The sequence below is a fragment of the Aeromonas sp. DSM 116730 genome (assembly GCF_046581335.1).
Lineage (GTDB): Bacteria > Pseudomonadota > Gammaproteobacteria > Enterobacterales > Aeromonadaceae > Aeromonas > Aeromonas rivipollensis.
The window spans coordinates 3,747,486-3,762,992 of sequence record NZ_CP144265.1; the positions used below are offsets into that span (position 1 = coordinate 3,747,486).

General features: G+C 62.0%; 11 protein-coding genes and 10 tRNA genes. 5 read left to right on the forward strand and 16 right to left on the reverse strand.

Going from position 1 to position 15,507, the window contains the following annotated elements; all coding sequences use genetic code 11:
* Window positions 1-22 precede the first annotated feature (22 nt).
* Entirely contained in the window at window positions 23-448 is a 426-nt protein-coding gene (locus tag Aeroheme_RS17095) for a MarR family winged helix-turn-helix transcriptional regulator (RefSeq protein ID WP_411166265.1), read from the reverse strand.
* A gap of 199 nt (window positions 449-647) precedes the next feature.
* Here Aeroheme_RS17095 and Aeroheme_RS17100 point away from each other — a divergent pair, with 199 nt between their 5' ends.
* The 3 genes from Aeroheme_RS17100 (at window position 648) to chrA (ending at window position 3,806) form a co-directional block, all read left to right on the forward strand.
* Window positions 648-1,652, forward strand: a complete 1,005-nt coding sequence (locus Aeroheme_RS17100) for an NADP-dependent oxidoreductase (protein WP_411166266.1) — start codon at window positions 648-650, stop codon at window positions 1,650-1,652.
* A gap of 328 nt (window positions 1,653-1,980) precedes the next feature.
* Complete coding sequence (locus Aeroheme_RS17105; RefSeq protein ID WP_411166267.1) at window positions 1,981-2,421, forward strand: nucleotide triphosphate diphosphatase NUDT15; 441 nt, start codon at window positions 1,981-1,983, stop codon at window positions 2,419-2,421.
* A gap of 245 nt (window positions 2,422-2,666) precedes the next feature.
* Window positions 2,667-3,806, forward strand: coding sequence for a chromate efflux transporter (gene chrA, locus Aeroheme_RS17110; protein WP_411166268.1), 1,140 nt, complete (start codon window positions 2,667-2,669; stop codon window positions 3,804-3,806).
* Window positions 3,807-3,876: 70 nt separating this feature from the next.
* On the opposite strand, the gene msrB is transcribed toward chrA, so the two are convergent.
* From msrB to malQ, 4 genes are all read right to left on the reverse strand, one after another.
* Window positions 3,877-4,269, reverse strand: coding sequence for a peptide-methionine (R)-S-oxide reductase MsrB (gene msrB, locus Aeroheme_RS17115; protein ID WP_111913281.1), 393 nt, complete (start codon window positions 4,267-4,269; stop codon window positions 3,877-3,879).
* 56 nt (window positions 4,270-4,325) lie between these two features.
* The gene (glgX, locus tag Aeroheme_RS17120) at window positions 4,326-6,467 is read right to left on the reverse strand and encodes a glycogen debranching protein GlgX (protein ID WP_411166269.1); all 2,142 of its coding nucleotides are present in this window, start codon (window positions 6,465-6,467) and stop codon (window positions 4,326-4,328) included.
* Window positions 6,467-8,644, reverse strand: a complete 2,178-nt coding sequence (gene glgB, locus Aeroheme_RS17125) for a 1,4-alpha-glucan branching protein GlgB (protein WP_408753325.1) — start codon at window positions 8,642-8,644, stop codon at window positions 6,467-6,469. The genes glgX and glgB overlap by 1 nt, the downstream gene beginning before the upstream one ends.
* 82 nt (window positions 8,645-8,726) lie before the next feature.
* A complete protein-coding gene (malQ, locus tag Aeroheme_RS17130) occupies window positions 8,727-10,916 on the reverse strand; it encodes a 4-alpha-glucanotransferase (protein ID WP_411166270.1) in 2,190 nt (729 codons plus the stop codon).
* 345 nt (window positions 10,917-11,261) lie between these two features.
* On the opposite strand from malQ, the gene gap reads away from it, so the two are divergent.
* The gene (gene gap, locus Aeroheme_RS17135; protein WP_033129683.1) at window positions 11,262-12,257 is read left to right on the forward strand and encodes a type I glyceraldehyde-3-phosphate dehydrogenase; all 996 of its coding nucleotides are present in this window, start codon (window positions 11,262-11,264) and stop codon (window positions 12,255-12,257) included.
* Window positions 12,258-12,365: 108 nt separating this feature from the next.
* Window positions 12,366-13,232, forward strand: a complete 867-nt coding sequence (locus tag Aeroheme_RS17140) for a D-hexose-6-phosphate mutarotase (RefSeq protein ID WP_289986894.1) — start codon at window positions 12,366-12,368, stop codon at window positions 13,230-13,232.
* Between the two features lie 88 nt (window positions 13,233-13,320).
* Here the strand turns inward: Aeroheme_RS17140 and nadA are convergent, their stop codons facing one another.
* The 11 genes from nadA to Aeroheme_RS17195 form a co-directional block, all read right to left on the reverse strand.
* Window positions 13,321-14,394: a quinolinate synthase NadA gene (nadA, locus tag Aeroheme_RS17145; RefSeq protein ID WP_408857997.1), complete on the reverse strand. Its 1,074-nt coding sequence runs from the start codon at window positions 14,392-14,394 to the stop codon at window positions 13,321-13,323.
* Between the two features lie 153 nt (window positions 14,395-14,547).
* Window positions 14,548-14,623: transfer RNA gene (locus Aeroheme_RS17150), tRNA-Val, on the reverse strand.
* Between the two features lie 18 nt (window positions 14,624-14,641).
* Window positions 14,642-14,717, reverse strand: a tRNA-Lys gene (locus tag Aeroheme_RS17155).
* Between the two features lie 24 nt (window positions 14,718-14,741).
* Window positions 14,742-14,817, reverse strand: a tRNA-Val gene (locus Aeroheme_RS17160).
* An 18-nt stretch (window positions 14,818-14,835) separates the two neighbouring features.
* A tRNA-Lys gene (locus tag Aeroheme_RS17165) sits at window positions 14,836-14,911 on the reverse strand.
* Window positions 14,912-14,934: 23 nt separating this feature from the next.
* Window positions 14,935-15,010 (reverse strand) — tRNA-Val (locus Aeroheme_RS17170).
* A gap of 18 nt (window positions 15,011-15,028) precedes the next feature.
* Window positions 15,029-15,104: transfer RNA gene (locus Aeroheme_RS17175), tRNA-Lys, on the reverse strand.
* A 24-nt stretch (window positions 15,105-15,128) separates the two neighbouring features.
* Window positions 15,129-15,204, reverse strand: a tRNA-Val gene (locus tag Aeroheme_RS17180).
* Window positions 15,205-15,222: 18 nt separating this feature from the next.
* Window positions 15,223-15,298 (reverse strand) — tRNA-Lys (locus Aeroheme_RS17185).
* A 23-nt stretch (window positions 15,299-15,321) separates the two neighbouring features.
* Window positions 15,322-15,397: transfer RNA gene (locus tag Aeroheme_RS17190), tRNA-Val, on the reverse strand.
* A 22-nt stretch (window positions 15,398-15,419) separates the two neighbouring features.
* Window positions 15,420-15,495: transfer RNA gene (locus Aeroheme_RS17195), tRNA-Lys, on the reverse strand.
* Window positions 15,496-15,507: the final 12 nt, after the last annotated feature.

The following is a 15,507-nucleotide window of genomic DNA, read 5'->3' on the forward strand; positions in this document are numbered from 1 at the left end:
TCCAGGCAAGAAGGGAGAGAGATCAGCGCCCGAGCTGGGCCGCCACGCGATCACAGAGTCGCTTGAGCTCGGCCAGTTCGGCATCGGCCAGATCCACCTGATTGCGCAAGTTGTCCGCCAGACAGCACTCCCTGACCCCCTGCTGCAACTGGCGTCCCGCCTCGGTCAGACGGATGCATTTTTGTCGCTCGTCTTCGCTGGAGACGGTGCGGGTCAGCCAGCCCTTGCTCTCCAGCCGCTTGACGATGGGGGTCAGGGTGCCCGCATCAAGGCCGGTTTCCAGGCCAATCTCCTTGAGGCTGACCTCGTCCCGCGCCCAGAGCGACAGCATCACCAGGTACTGGGTGTAGGTCAGATCCAGCTTGTCCAAGAGCGGCCTATAGGCACGCATCACCGCATTGGAGGCGCTGTAGAGGGCAAAACAAACCTGCTTTTTCAATTCACTCATGGGGCACCTCGCTGACGGCTGGGGCCAGTATACCCCAGGACAACTGAGGTCTGAATAATTTGCACACAAAACAGTTGTCACCCCGTCTTTTCGGGATTAACCTGATTTTAGTTTGCACACAAACAGAATGCCCGAGCCGCCGCCTCAGCCCACTGGCTGGCGCGGCGCCGACTGCCCCCTACCCCGCTGGAGAACGACCATGACCCCGATTAGCCATCAGATTCAACTGCTCCGTCGCCCGACCGGCCTGCCTGCCCAGAGCGACTTCATCTTGAAGGAGGTGCCCTTGCCCGCGCTTCAGGAGGGAGAGGTGCAGGTGGCCAACCAGTGGCTGTCGGTAGACCCTTACATGCGTGGTCGCATGAGCGAGGCCAAAAGCTATGTGCCCCCCTTCCCCTTGAACGGCCCCCTCGACGGCGGCGCCATCGGCACTGTGCTGGCCTCCCATCACCCCGACTTCAAGGCGGGTGACCAGGTGAGCAGCATGCTGGGCTGGCGGGATGCCTTCGTCGCCAAGGGGGATCAGCTGACCCGGTTGCCCACCACAACGTTGCCGTCCCAACTCTTCCTCGGCGCCCTCGGCATGCCGGGCATGACCGCCTGGGCGGGCTTGCACAAGGTCGCCCGCCTGCAGGCCGGTGAGACCCTGCTGGTCTCGGCCGCCTCGGGCGCGGTCGGCACCATGGCGGTGCAGCTTGCCAAGCGGGCCGGTGCCCGGGTGATCGGCTCCACCGGCTCAGCCGACAAGGTCGCCTACCTCAAGACCCTGGGCGCAGATGCGGTGATCAACTACAGGGAGACGCCGGATCTCGACGCCGAGCTGGCCCGCCTCGCCCCGGAAGGCATTCAGGTCTATTTCGAGAACGTGGGGGGCGCCCTGCTGGACGCGGCCCTCAACAACATGGCGCTGCACGGGCGCATCGTGCTGTGCGGCCTCATCGAGCAGTACAACAGCAATGGCCAAGGGAGCGGCCCGCGCAACCTCTCCCAGATGATCCGCAAGCGCATCCTGATGCAGGGGCTGCTGGTCTCCGATCACTGGCAGCACTACGGGGACTTCCTGGCCGAGGCCATCCCCACCTTCGAGGCTGGCGCCCTGCAGGCCGAGGAGACCATCAGCGAGGGGCTGGCCAGCATGCCGCAGGCCTTTATCGGGCTGTTCGAGGGCCGCAACACCGGCAAGATGCTGGTCAAGCTGGGCTGACAAGCAGCCACAAATCGAGGGGCACAGCGCCGGCAAGATGCAGATCAAGCTGGGCTGACAACCAGCCACAAATCGAGGGGCACAGCGCCGGCAAGAGGCCGGTCAAGCTGGACTGACGGCCTGCCAGCCACAGTGGGGCCTCTGGCCTTGTGTTTACCATCTGCCTGGCAGATGTGATATCGCGATAGCCATCTGATTGGCAGATAGAGAAACGGCAAGCTCCCGTGTCCCCGGGATCATCCAGCGGCAACTTGCGAAACGGGCCCATCCGTCCTAAGGTGGGCCCGTTTTTTATAGCGTCATCCCGTTTCGGCAAGGAGCTCTTCTTATGTCCACTCCCTATCCTCGCGTCGGGATCGGAGTCATCCTCGTCAACCATCAGGGCCAGGTGCTGCTTGGCAAGCGCAAGGGGAGCCACGCCCCCTACTGGTCCATCGCCGGCGGCCACCTGGAGCTTGGCGAGAGCTTCGAGTCGGCGGCAATCCGGGAGGTGGCCGAGGAGACAGGCTTTCTCATCACCAACCCCAGCGTCATCGCCGTCACCAACAACCTGGAGACCTGGCGCGAGAGCGGGCTGCACTACATCTCTGTCACCCTGCTGGCCGAGGTGGAGGGCGAGCCGCAACTGCTGGAGCCGGACAAGTGCGAGGGCTGGGTCTGGTGCGATCCCCGCGCGCTGCCCGAACCCCACTTCGATGCCAGTCGCCAGTCCATCGCCTGCTGGCTGGCGGGGCGCTGCTATCTGCCGCAACCGGGCCAGCCGGCCTAATCCCATCGCCTGCTGGCTGGCCGGGCGCTGCTATCTACCCCAGCCGACAGAGTAACCCTCGCCTGCTGGTTGGCGGGGCACTGCTATCTGCCGCAACCAAGCCAGCCGACCTAATCCCCATCCCCTGCTGGCTGGCCGGACGCTGCTATCTGCCGCAACCAGAAACCCAGCCCGAAATGTCATAAAAAAGTCATCACTCTGTCATATCATCCCTGTCCATCTGCGATGACGACAGGGAGTAAGTGGTGGGACAGGTATTTCTTCAATTTCTGTGGCTGGGCTGCATCAGCTTCGGCGGGCCGGCCGCCCATATCGGCTACTTCCAGCGCACCTTTGTCCAGCGCCTCGGCTGGCTCAGCCAGGCCGAGTATGCCCAGCTGCTGGCCCTGTGCCAGCTGTTGCCCGGCCCCGCCTCCAGCCAGCTCGGTTTTGCCATCGGCCGCCACCGGGCCGGCCTTGGAGGGGCGCTCGCCGCCTTCATCGGCTTCACCCTGCCCTCCTTCCTGCTGTTGCTGGCCGCCGCCATAGGTGCGAGTCAGCTGACCAACAACCTCTGGCTGGATGGGGCCCTGCACGGCCTCAAGCTGCTGGCGCTGGTGGTGGTGGCGGATGCCGTACTCACCATGAGTCGCCAGTTCTGCAAGACGGTGCTGCAACAGGGAGTCATGGTGGCGACCGCGGCAGCCCTCTGGTGGCAGCCCGGTCTGCTGACCCAGCTGGGGATGCTTTTGGGGGCGGCCCTGCTCTGCGCCCAGCGGGAGGCGGTCGGCGCCTCTCCTGCGGCGCCACAAGCCCGTCGCGCCCCCCACTGGCCGACCCTGCTGCTGTTTGCCCTGCTGTTTGTCGGCCTACCGCTGCTGGCCCAGGGTCCCGCCAGCCAGCTGGTCGCCGACTTCTATCGAGCGGGCAGTCTGGTGTTTGGCGGCGGCCACGTGGTGCTGCCCCTGTTGCAGGAGAGCGTCGGCCACAGCCTCAGCCAGCAACAATTCCTGACCGGCTACGGCCTGGCCCAGCTGGTGCCCGGCCCCATGTTCACCCTGGCCAGCTACCTCGGCGCCCAGCTGTTGCCCGCCGCACCGCTGGCGGGCGCCCTGCTGGCAACCCTCGCACTATTCTTGCCGGGCTTTTTGCTGCTGTGGGCCCTGGGCCCCTGCTGGCAAAGCTGGCTGGCCCACCCCAGGCTGGCGGGGGCCGTGGCCGGCATCAACGCCGCCGTGGTGGGGCTGCTGCTGGCCGCCCTCTATCAGCCGGTGTGGCAGAGCGCCGTGCTGGCCCCGGCCGATCTGGCGCTGGCCGCCATCGCCTTCTATCTGCTGCGCGTCATCAGGCTGCCCATACTGGCGCTCGCCGCCCTGCTGGTGGGGGCCAGCCTGCTGCTGATCTGAGGGCTAACCAGGACCCCATAAAAAATGGCGCCTCCGCAAGCGGAGGCGCCATTTTTCATTTCTGACGCTTTCAGGCGTCGGTATCGGGCTCGAAGTCCAGGCTCAGGCTGTTGACGCAGTAGCGCTGGCCTGTCTCGGTCGGCCCGTCCGGGAAGACATGACCCAGGTGGGAGCCGCACTGGCTGCAGGTGATCTCCACCCTTGCCATGCCGTGGCTGCGATCCTCGGTGTAGGTCACTGTCCCCTCGATGGCCCGATCGAAGGAGGGCCAGCCACAGCCGGAGTCAAACTTGGCGTCCGCATGGAACAGTACGCTCTTGCAGCAGACGCAGAGGTAGTCACCGCTCTTGCGATTGTGCAGCAGGGCACCGCTGTAAGGGCGCTCTGTACCCTTCTCCCAGCAGACGTGAAACTGCTCGGCACTCAACTTGCTACGCCATTGCTCGGGATTGTTGCCCTTCATACTGACTCCTTGCCTTTTATCACGGCGCCCAGCATACCCACTCACAGGCCCCGACTCTACCCCGCCAGCGGGAACTGTGATCCCGTTGGCAACACGGCGGCAACATCCGGCGTGGCGACCACCCCTTCCTTGGCCAGCGCCACCCCAGGCAGCGAAACCCGCTCCAGCAATTTGAGGGAGTGGGCACGCCCCACCGCCACCTGCCGCTTGATGTCGTCCGGCAGGAAAGGCAGGCCGTCGTTGGTGGCCGTGTCTATGGTCTGGATCCACTCCAGCCCCTCTCCCGGCGGCGGCAGGCGGAACTGGATGTCGTAGTCGCTGGCGTTGAACAGCACGTACCAGCGCTCCCCGCCGCACGCCAGCATGCCGATGTCCATGGCGAACGCCTGCCCCATGGGGGCATGCCAGTCCTGATCGGTGAGCTGATGGCCATCGGGGTGATACCAGTTGACGCTGTGGCAGCTGGTCGAGGCGCCGTTCCAGCTGTCGTCGCTCAGTTGCAGGTTGGCGAAGACCCCCGACTCGGCCCGCAGCGCCATCATCTGGCGGGTGAAGGCGAGCAGCCGTTCATCCTCGGGGCGCAACTGCCAGTTGACCCAGCTTATCTGGTTGTCCTGGCAGTAGGCGTTGTTGTTGCCAAGCTGGCTGCGGCCCATCTCGTCCCCGGCCAGGAAGTGCGGCGTGCCCTGGGAGAGCAGCAGGGTGGCAATGAGGTTGCGCTTCTGCTGCTGGCGCAGGTTGTTCACTCTGGGGTCCAGGGTCGGCCCCTCCACCCCGTGGTTGTAGGAGAGGTTGTTGCCGTGGCCGTCTCTGTTGTCTTCGCCGTTGGCCTGGTTGTGACGCTGGTTGTAGGAGACCAGATCCTCCAGGGTGAAGCCGTCGTGATAGCAGAGGTAGTTGACGCTGGTGTGGGGGGAGCGCCAGTTCTTCGGGAAGAGATCCCGCGACCCCGCCAGCCGGGTGGCGAAGTCTCCCATCTTGCCCGCGTCGCCGCGCCAGAAGGCGCGCACAGTGTCGCGATAGCGGTCGTTGATCTCCAGCCACTGGCTCGGGAACTGGCCCAGGCGATAGCCGAAGGGGCCTATGTCCCAGGGCTCGGCAATCAGCCTCACCCGCGCCAGCACGGGATCCGCCAGCAGGGCCTTGAAGAAGGCGCTCATGGGATCGAACTCCCCCGCCTCCCGCGCCAGGGTGACCGCCAGATCGAAGCGGAAACCGTCCACCTGCATCTCGGTGACCCAGTAGCGCAGGGCATCGAGCACCAGTCGCAGGCTGTTGGGGTGATCCAGGTTGACGCTGTTGCCGCAGCCGGTGACGTTGGCATGGCGGTGGTAGTCAGGACCGTGAGCCCCGGTCTCGAAGGCGTAGTAACCCGCGTTGTCGAACCCCTTGAGGGACAGCATGGGGCCGTCGACACCGGATTCGGCGGTGTGGTTGTAGACCACATCCAGTATCACTTCGAGCCCGACCCGGTGCAGCTCGCGCACCATGGTCTTGAACTCGGTCACCGCCTCCCCCGCGCCATAGCGCGGCTCGGGGGCGAAGAAGGAGATGGGGTTGTAGCCCCAGTAGTTGGTGAGGCCAAGCTGCTCCAGCCTGGGCTCCGACATGAAGGCGGCCACCGGCATCAGTTGCACCGAGGTGACCCCGAGAGAGAGCAGATGCTCTATCATCAGCGGATGGCTAACGCCGAGGTAGGTGCCCCGCAGCGCCTCGGGCACCCCGGGATGCTGGCGGGTGAAACCCTTGACGTGGGTCTCGTAGAGCACCACCCGCTCGGGCGGGATCCCGGGCTTGCCGACCCCCTGCCAGTCGAAGGCATCGTCCACCACCACGGACTTGGCCACCATGGCCGCGCTGTCCCCCTGATAGAGGTCGTCATTCCAGCGGGTCGCCCGGCTGAGTGCCCTGGCATAGGGGTCGATCAGCAGCTTGTCCGGGTCGAACAGCATGCCCTCCTGGGGCATGCCATGAACCCGGTAGCCGTAACGCTGACCGGCCTTCACCCCGCGCACATAGCCGAATCTGTATTGGCCGCGCCGACCGGGCAGGGCCAGCCGGACCAGCTCCTGCTCCTGCTCGTCGAACAGACAGAGCTCCACCTTGTCCGATTGGGGGGCCCAGACGCAGAAGTGGCAGCCTGCCTCGTCGAGCCGGGCCCCCAGCGGGTAGTCCACCCCATTTTCCATTACAAACATCAGGACTCCTGTTTGATGAACAAGGTCGCGAGCGGCGGCAAGTCCAGCACTATGCTGTGCGCCATCCCCTGCCAGGGGGTCGGCTCGGCGACTAAGGTCAAACCCACATCATAGTTGCTGCCCCAGTAATGCTCGCTATCTGTGTTGAGCACCACGGCATAGCGGCCCGCCTCTGGCACCCCGAGGCGATAGGCGAGGCGCGGCACGGGGGTGAAGTTGGAGGCGATCACCACAGGATTGGCCCCCTGCTTGTCGGCGCGCAGCCAGGCGAAGATGCTGTTGTCGGCATCGTTATGATCCAGCCAGCGGAAGCCGCTCTGCTCATAATCCGCCTGATACAAGGCAGCTTCATGACGATAGAGCCGGTTGAGATCGCGGATCAGCCGTTGCTGGCCGCCGTGCTTGGGGAATTGCAGCAGGTGCCAGGGCAGCTGGGCATCGTGATTCCACTCGTTGCTCTGGGCGATTTCGGTGCCCATGAAGTTGAGCTTCTTGCCCGGATGGCCATACATGAAGCCCATGTAGGCCCTCAGGTTCGCGGCCTGCTGCCACTCGTCACCCGGCATCTTGTAGAGCAGGGAGTGCTTGCCGTGCACCACCTCGTCGTGGGACAGGGCCAGGATGAAGTTCTCGTCATAGTGATAGACCATGGAGAAGGTCATCTCGTTGTGGTGATAACGGCGGTGGATAGGCTCCTTCTGCATGTAGCTCAGGGTGTCGTGCATCCAGCCCATATTCCACTTGAAGCCAAACCCGAGGCCACCCAGGAAGGTGGGTTTGGAGACACCGGCAAAGGCGGTGGACTCCTCGGCTATGGTCATGGTGTGGGGATACTTGCCGTACACCTCCTCATTGGTCCACTTCAAGAGGCTGATGGCCTCGTAGTTGTGGTTGCCCCCGTCGACGTTCGGCACCCACTCACCGGCGTTGCGGGAATAATCCAGATAGAGCATGGAGGCCACCGCATCCACCCGCAGGCCGTCGATGTGGAACTTGTCGAGCCAGAACAGGGCGCTCGCCACCAGGAACTGGCGCACGTTGTTGCGACCGAAATCGTAGATGTAGGAGTTCCAGTCCGGGTGCCAGCCACGGCGCGGATCCTCGTACTCGTAGAGCGGGGTGCCGTCGAAGCGGGCGAGACCATGGGCATCGGCCGGGAAGTGGGCCGGCACCCAGTCGAGGATGACGCCAATGCCGGCCTGGTGGCAGGCGTCGACGAAATGCTTGAAGTCATCGGCACTGCCGTAGCGACTGGTGGGGGAGAACATGCCCACCGGCTGATAACCCCAGGAGCCGCTGAAGGGGTGCTCGGAGACCGGCATCAGCTCGATGTGGGTGTAGCCCATCTCGGTGACGTAGTTGACCAGCTCCACCGCCAGCTCGCGCCAGTTCAGGCTGTCCCCGTTGGGGTGACGCTTCCAGGAGCCCACGTGCAGCTCGTAGATGGAGAGCGGCTGCTCCCGCTTGTCATTGCGCTGGCTTTCGCGCCAGGCGGCATCCTGCCACTGGTACTGCTCGTGGTCGTGGATGACGGAGGCGAACGACGGGTACTGCTCGCAGTAGAAGCCGACCGGATCGCTCTTGTGGGGCAGCCGATGGCCGGCCGGATCTTTCAGTTCGAACTTGTAGCGATCCCCGGCCTTGAGGCCAGGCACGAACAACACCCAGTGACCGCACTGGCTGCGCTGCATGGGGTGGCGACGGCCATCCCAGAAGTTGAAATCGCCGATCAGGCTCACCGCCGTGGCGCTCGGCGCATAGACGGCGAAGCGCACCCCTGCCACCTGTTGACCGAGATGCTCCACGGTGCGCAACTGCGCGCCCAGGGTGTGGTAGAGGTTTTCCGGCTGGAAGCTCAGTTCCGCCAAGCCTTCCCAGGCCGCAGCCTGGAATTGGTAAGGGTCGATGGATTCGGCACTGGCATCGGGGTAGCTGGCGATCAGCTGATAGGGGAAGGGATTCTTGCGGCGAGTGAAAACAGTTTCAAAAAGGCCCGCTTCGTCGGCGGCGGTCAGGGTGGCAACTATCTTGCCTGACTTGAGGTCCCTGACCCGGACCTCGAGGGCATCCGGCAACCAGGCCGTCAGTTTCAGGCCTGGCCCATCCGGATTGGCCAGCAGGCCTAGATGGGAGAAGGGATCGGCACAGCGGGCGGCAACCAAACGTTCAACGGGCATCGACATTTCCTTTCATGGCTGAACATCCGCTCCGGCCTGGGCCGAAGCGGATGAAAGTGAGTCACATGTTGACAGCAAGGGCTCAACGACTGGCCTCGTCACGGGCCTGGCTCATCTTGCCCGCCAGCGCCTTGAGCGCCTCATCGGCAAAAATATCTTCCAGATCCTTTGAAAGCTTGCGACGCCAGTTCGGGTATTCGTAACTGGTGCCCGGCACGTTGACCGGCTTGTCCATCTCCAGCCAGTCTTCCAGCTGGGTACTGAACAGGGCACAGCTGCCGCGGGACATGTGCAGTTGCAGGCCATGGTTGAGTTCGGTATTCATCCCGACCCAGTTCACGTCATGGCTGATGTTGCCAGAGATGACCCCATGGGCATGCAGGCTGTCAAGGATCCGCTGCTTGGCCTGGTGGCGATCAGCATACAGGGTCTTGAGTACCTCTTCATCCGGGTACAGGCCCAGCTCGCGGCCCAGCGCCAGATCGTCGCAATGCCAGAAGCCCTTCAGGGTCGGCATGTCGTGGGTGGTCAGGGCCGACATCGCCTGCTCGGTGTAGTGCGCCGGGGAGATGAAACCGCCGTCCCCCTTGGAGCGCTCGAAGAAGAACACCTTGTAGGAGTGAACGCCGTTCTCTTTGAGCGTGACGTCTATGCCTTCCGGCACTGTGCCGAGATCTTCACCGATCAGCAGGCACTGGTTGCGGTGGGACTCAAGGGCAAGTATCCCCAGCAGGTCGTTGACCGGATAGTAGATGTAGGCGCCCTTGGCGGCGGACGCTCCGGGCGGAACCCACCACAGGCGCAGCAAGGCCATCACGTGATCGATGCGCAGCGCGCCGCAGGCACGCATGTTGGCGCGGAACAGATCCACCATGGGCTGATAGGCCGCCTCGAACAGCTGGTTCGGGTTCATGGGGGGCAGGCCCCAGTTCTGACCGAGGGGGCCCAGGATGTCGGGGGGAGCACCGACCGAGGCTTTCGGGCAGTAGAGATCCCGGTTGGCCCAGATCTCGGTGGAGCCTTCGGAGACGCCCACCGCCAGATCCCGGTAGATCCCCATCACCATGCCGGCCGCCTTGGCGCGGGCATCGGCCTGGGCCAGTTGCTCATCGGCCAGGAACTGCAGATAGAGATAGAAATTCACATCCTGGCTGTGATCCTGCATCCAGGCAGCCACTTCCGGGTTGTGGTAATCGCGGAAGGCATCCGACCAGACCGGCCAGCCCCAGGCGTTCTCACCCTTGCCATAGAAATGGGCCTGCAGGGCATCAAAGGCGGCCTGCTGTTGCAGGCTGTCGCCACCGGCGGCCACGAAGGCATCGAAGGCGGCCTGACGCTCGGCGCTGAGCCTGGCCTCATCGAACACCTGGCGCAGCATGCCGATCTTGGTCTCGATGACGCCGGTGTAATCCACGTTCTCCTTGGCCCGCAGGGAGGCCAGATGCTGCTGGAAGGCCGGGCTCGCCACATCGGCCTTGAGCCGCTCGTTGGCCAGAAACTCGGGCACGGCTTCCACGTTGATATAGGCCACGTTGAGCCAGCGGCGGGAAGAGGGGCTGTAGGGGCTGGCACTCTCGGGATTCGCAGGATAGAGGGCGTGGATGGGGTTCAGCCCCACGAAATGGGCTCCCCAGGCGGCGGCCTTCTCGACCAGCTGGCCAAGGTCACTGAAATCACCTATGCCCCAGTTGTGGCGGCTGCGCAGGCAGTAGAGCTGCACGCTCGGGCCCCACACCTTGCGGCCGTTGGCGATGGGCGCCTGCTTGTAGCAGGACTTGGGCGCGACTATGAGGCGCATGGTGGCGAGCGGCTCGTCGTTGCCCTCTTCCAGCAGCACCAGCTGGTGATAGCCTAGCTCCGGCTGCACATCCAGCGCGACCCTATAGGCCTGGCACTCCATCTCCTCGAATTCGGCGACGCCGACCAGTTCCCCTTCGATGGGGGTCAGCTGGCCGGACAACAGGGCTCCCTGCTCCAGCACTATCTGCCAGTGGAGGGCGTCGTTGACGAACTCTATGGGCAGACGAACCTCGAGGCTGATGGGGTCGCCACTGCGCACTACCATCACGGGATCCAGAGGTCGCAACCAGTGCTGACGGTGCTCCTGCTCCAGCTGTTCGGTCAGGGCGGCCTCGTCGTCGACGCGGTAGCCCATGGCGCCCAGCATGGCGGCCTTGCTCTCTTCGGATACCTGGGCCGGGTGGCCCCAGGCATCAACATACTCGCTGGCGATACCTTTGGCGGCAGCCAGCTGTTCAATCAGGGTGGTCATAGTTTGAGAATTCCCGCTGTGGATTCTATCTACACTATTTGTGATTAATTTTTATGGGTGGTACTTGAACAGTGGCTCTTTGGCCATGCTAAACCGCGCACATTTTTACATATCTCCCCGGCTGGTTGTGTGACCGAACAGGCACTATTGTTGATCTCTGCGACCGGATCCGCTGATGATGCATTCGACAAAAGTTGGTAGCCAGTTACATAAAACGAAAATAAATTTCACAGTTTTTCATGATATAGCGCAATTTCGCGCAGATTGTTGGTTGACTCACCGGTGAGTTCTAGTAAATTTACAAACGGAATTTTCTTTGACTACTGAACAGTTAGGTAACCAAATATGACTATCAAAGTAGGTATTAACGGTTTTGGCCGCATCGGTCGTTTCGTGTTCCGTCTGGCCGCTGAGCGTGCTGACATCGAAGTGGTTGGTATCAACGACCTGATCGACGTTGACTACATGGCTTACATGCTGAAGTACGATTCAACTCACGGTCGTTTCAACGGTACCGTTGAAGTTAAAGACGGCAACCTGGTTGTTAACGGCAAAACCGTACGTGTTACCGCTGAGCGTGACCCGGCAAACCTGAAATGGGATGCCATCGGTGTTGACGTTGTTGCCGAAGCTACCGGTCTGTTCCTGGACGACGCCACTGCTCGCAAGCACATCGCTGCCGGTGCCAAGAAAGTCGTACTGACCGGTCCGTCCAAAGACGCTACCCCTATGTTCGTCATGGGTGTTAACGACTCTACCTACGCTGGCCAGGACATCGTTTCCAATGCTTCCTGCACCACCAACTGCCTGGCCCCGATCGCCAAGGTTCTGAACGATACCTTCGGTATCGAATCCGGCCTGATGACCACTGTCCACGCTACCACTGCTACCCAGAAGACCGTTGATGGTCCGTCTGCCAAAGACTGGCGCGGTGGCCGCGGTGCGGCTCAGAACATCATCCCGTCCTCTACCGGTGCTGCCAAGGCTGTTGGCGTTGTTATCCCTGAACTGAACGGCAAACTGACCGGCATGGCGTTCCGCGTACCGACTCCGGACGTGTCCGTTGTTGACCTGACCGTCAACCTGAAGAAAGCTGCCACCTACGCAGAAATCTGCGCAGCCATGAAAGCAGCCTCCGAAGGCTCCATGAAGGGCGTGCTGGGCTACACCGAAGATCAAGTGGTTTCCACCGACTTCCTGGGTGAGCGTCAGACTTCTGTGTTCGATGCCAAGGCTGGTATCGCACTGAACGACAAATTCGTTAAAGTTGTATCCTGGTACGACAACGAAATGGGCTACTCCAGCAAGGTTCTGGATCTGATCGCTCACATCTCCAAGTAATTTGGGATGCGCAATCGCGTAGCTTGAAAAAAGGCGGCCATTGGCCGCCTTTTTGTATTCTGGATCTGCCGACCTCTTCCTTGAATGTGCGCGAGCACAGGAGTCTCCATGCAACCGACACGTACTCTGACAGCCCACTGTACCCTCAGCCACCCCGCGGATGGCCAGCCTCTGCTGACCATCAACAACGAGCATGCCAGGGCGGAGATCAGCCTGTTTGGTGCCCATGTACTGCGCTATCAGCGCCACGGCGAACCCGCCTCGATCTGGCTCAGCGACAAGGCCGTGCTGGATGGCAGCAAGCCGATCCGAGGCGGCATCCCTCTGTGCTGGCCCTGGTTCGGCCCCTCCCCCGCTCGCGTCGGCAGCGGCAAACCGTCCCATGGCTTCGCCCGCACCAGCCTCTGGACCCTGGATGGTGTCTCCGATCACGGGGATGGCACCCTAGTCCATCTGTCTCTGCGCGACACCGACGCCAGCCGCGCCCTCTGGCCCCACGCCTTCGAGCTGGAGCTGGATGTGCTGGTGGGCAAGGAGCTCTCCCTGGTGCTGACCACCCGCAACACCGGCAAGACGCCCCTCACCTACAATGCGGCCCTGCACACCTATCTGCAGATAAGTGCCCCAGAGGCCGTCAGCGTGACCGGCCTGGGTGAGCCTTATGCCGACAAGCTGACGGGTCAGGATGGGCAGCAGCAGGGCGCTCTGACGCTCACAGCTGCCATTGATCGGGTCTACCACCAAGCCGAGGCCATGGTGATGGTCAAGGACGGCGATCGCACCACTAAAGTGGTGAGCGGCAACAACGACAGCGTCGTGGTCTGGACCCCCTGGCTGGAAGGGGCCACCGCCATGGCGGACATGAGCGACGATGGCTACCGCACCATGCTCTGCGTCGAGGCGGCCATCACGGCCGAGGCTGGCGTCGTTATCGCGCCGGATGAGGAGCACAGCTTCTCTACCGTGATCATCTGATCTTTGTCTTCGCGAAACCCGTAACGAAAGAGGGCACCCCAACGGGTGCCCTCTCCTATTCAGCCTTTCTATTCAACGCTTCGCACACTCAGGCGTTACCCTGGGTCTTGAGCTTGAGCTCGGCAGCGAAGTTCAGCATGCGATCCAGCGGGATCAGTGCCTTCATCCGCAACTCCTCATCCACCAGGATCTCGTGACGCTCGGCGCCATCGGTCAGAGCCTCCTTGATCGCCACCAGGCCGTTCATCGCCATCCAGGGACAGTGGGCGCAGCTGCGGCAGGTGGCACCATCACCACCGGTCGGTGCCTCCACCATCTCCTTGTCCGGGCAGGCCTGCTGCATCTTGTAGAAGATGCCGCGATCGGTCGCCACTATCAGCTTCTGCTGGGGCAGCTCACGGGCCGCCTTGATGAGTTGGCTGGTAGAACCCACCGCATCCGCCAGTTCGATGACGGAAGCCGGGGACTCCGGGTGCACCAGCACGGCAGCGTCCGGGTTCTGGGCCTTGAGCTCGCGCAGGGCCTTGGCCTTGAACTCGTCGTGGACTATGCAGTGACCCTGCCAGCGCAGCATCTCGGCGCCCGTCTTCTTCTCGATGTAGGCACCCAGGTGTCTGTCCGGACCCCAGATGATCTTGTGACCCTGGCTGTCCAGGTGCTCGACTATCTCGAGCGCAATGCTGGAGGTCACCACCCAGTCGGCCCGCGCCTTCACCGCCGCCGAGGTATTGGCATAGACCACGACTATATGGTCGGGATGGGCATCGCAGAAGGCGGAGAACTGGTCGATGGGGCAGCCCAGATCCAGGGAGCACTCAGCCTCAAGGGTCGGCATCAGCACCCGCTTGTGCGGGCTCAGGATCTTGGAGGTCTCCCCCATGAAGCGCACACCGGCCACGATCAGGGTCTGGGCGGCGTGATCACGACCGAAGCGAGCCATCTCGAGGGAGTCGCCGACGAAACCGCCGGTGGCCTCGGCCAGCGCCTGGATCTCGGGGTCCGTGTAATAGTGGGCAACCAGCACGGCCTGACGCGCCTCGAGCAGCGCCTTGATCTCGATGATCAGGGCCGCCTTCTGTTCGGCAGTCAGGGGAGCCGGTTTGACCGGAAAGGGATAGTCCATCTCGATGACCGGAGGGACACTGATCAGTGCATTGCTCATTGCGACTGTTCCATCAACGCTTGGAAAGGCCAAAATTATAACCAGAAGCCGCGCACAAACCCATCAACAAATCGCGATCACCAGACAGGGAGCCAGCTGCAGCTAAAACAAGAAGGCCCGCACTGGAGTACGGGCCTTCTTGTTTGCAAGTCATGGTGGTCGTTACTGGGCTCGAACCAGTGACCCCCTCCTTGTAAGGGAGGTGCTCTCCCAGCTGAGCTAAACGACCTGGGGTATGGCTAAATGATGGTGGGTCGTGCTGGATTCGAACCAGCGACCAATTGATTAAAAGTCAACTGCTCTACCGACTGAGCTAACGACCCATCTGTATCATTTTTTTCAAAGCATGGTGGTCGTTACTGGGCTCGAACCAGTGACCCCCTCCTTGTAAGGGAGGTGCTCTCCCAGCTGAGCTAAACGACCTGGGATAAGGCTAAATGATGGTGGGTCGTGCTGGATTCGAACCAGCGACCAATTGATTAAAAGTCAACTGCTCTACCGACTGAGCTAACGACCCATCTGTATCATTTTTTCAAAACATGGTGGTCGTTACTGGGCTCGAACCAGTGACCCCCTCCTTGTAAGGGAGGTGCTCTCCCAGCTGAGCTAAACGACCTGGGATATGGCTAAATGATGGTGGGTCGTGCTGGATTCGAACCAGCGACCAATTGATTAAAAGTCAACTGCTCTACCGACTGAGCTAACGACCCATCTGTATCATTTTTTTCAAAGCATGGTGGTCGTTACTGGGCTCGAACCAGTGACCCCCTCCTTGTAAGGGAGGTGCTCTCCCAGCTGAGCTAAACGACCTGGGATATGGCTAAATGATGGTGGGTCGTGCTGGATTCGAACCAGCGACCAATTGATTAAAAGTCAACTGCTCTACCGACTGAGCTAACGACCCATCTGTATCATTTTTTCAAAACATGGTGGTCGTTACTGGGCTCGAACCAGTGACCCCCTCCTTGTAAGGGAGGTGCTCTCCCAGCTGAGCTAAACGACCTGGGATACTCTGTGGTCAAGATTGGTGGGTCGTGCTGGGTTCGAACCAGCGACCAATTGATTAAGAGTCAACTGCTCTACCAACTGAGCTAACGACCCACACCTTGAACC

Coding starts and splice junctions, on each gene's coding strand:
- nadA (WP_408857997.1), bottom strand. CDS start 14,394: ATGAGCAATGCACTGATCAGTGTCCCTCCGGTCATCGAGATGGACTAT.
- Aeroheme_RS17100 (WP_411166266.1), top strand. CDS start 648: ATGACCCCGATTAGCCATCAGATTCAACTGCTCCGTCGCCCGACCGGC.
- glgB (WP_408753325.1), bottom strand. CDS start 8,644: ATGCCCGTTGAACGTTTGGTTGCCGCCCGCTGTGCCGATCCCTTCTCC.
- gap (WP_033129683.1), top strand. CDS start 11,262: ATGACTATCAAAGTAGGTATTAACGGTTTTGGCCGCATCGGTCGTTTC.
- Aeroheme_RS17095 (WP_411166265.1), bottom strand. CDS start 448: ATGAGTGAATTGAAAAAGCAGGTTTGTTTTGCCCTCTACAGCGCCTCC.
- msrB (WP_111913281.1), bottom strand. CDS start 4,269: ATGAAGGGCAACAATCCCGAGCAATGGCGTAGCAAGTTGAGTGCCGAG.
- malQ (WP_411166270.1), bottom strand. CDS start 10,916: ATGACCACCCTGATTGAACAGCTGGCTGCCGCCAAAGGTATCGCCAGC.
- Aeroheme_RS17140 (WP_289986894.1), top strand. CDS start 12,366: ATGCAACCGACACGTACTCTGACAGCCCACTGTACCCTCAGCCACCCC.
- Aeroheme_RS17105 (WP_411166267.1), top strand. CDS start 1,981: ATGTCCACTCCCTATCCTCGCGTCGGGATCGGAGTCATCCTCGTCAAC.
- glgX (WP_411166269.1), bottom strand. CDS start 6,467: ATGTTTGTAATGGAAAATGGGGTGGACTACCCGCTGGGGGCCCGGCTC.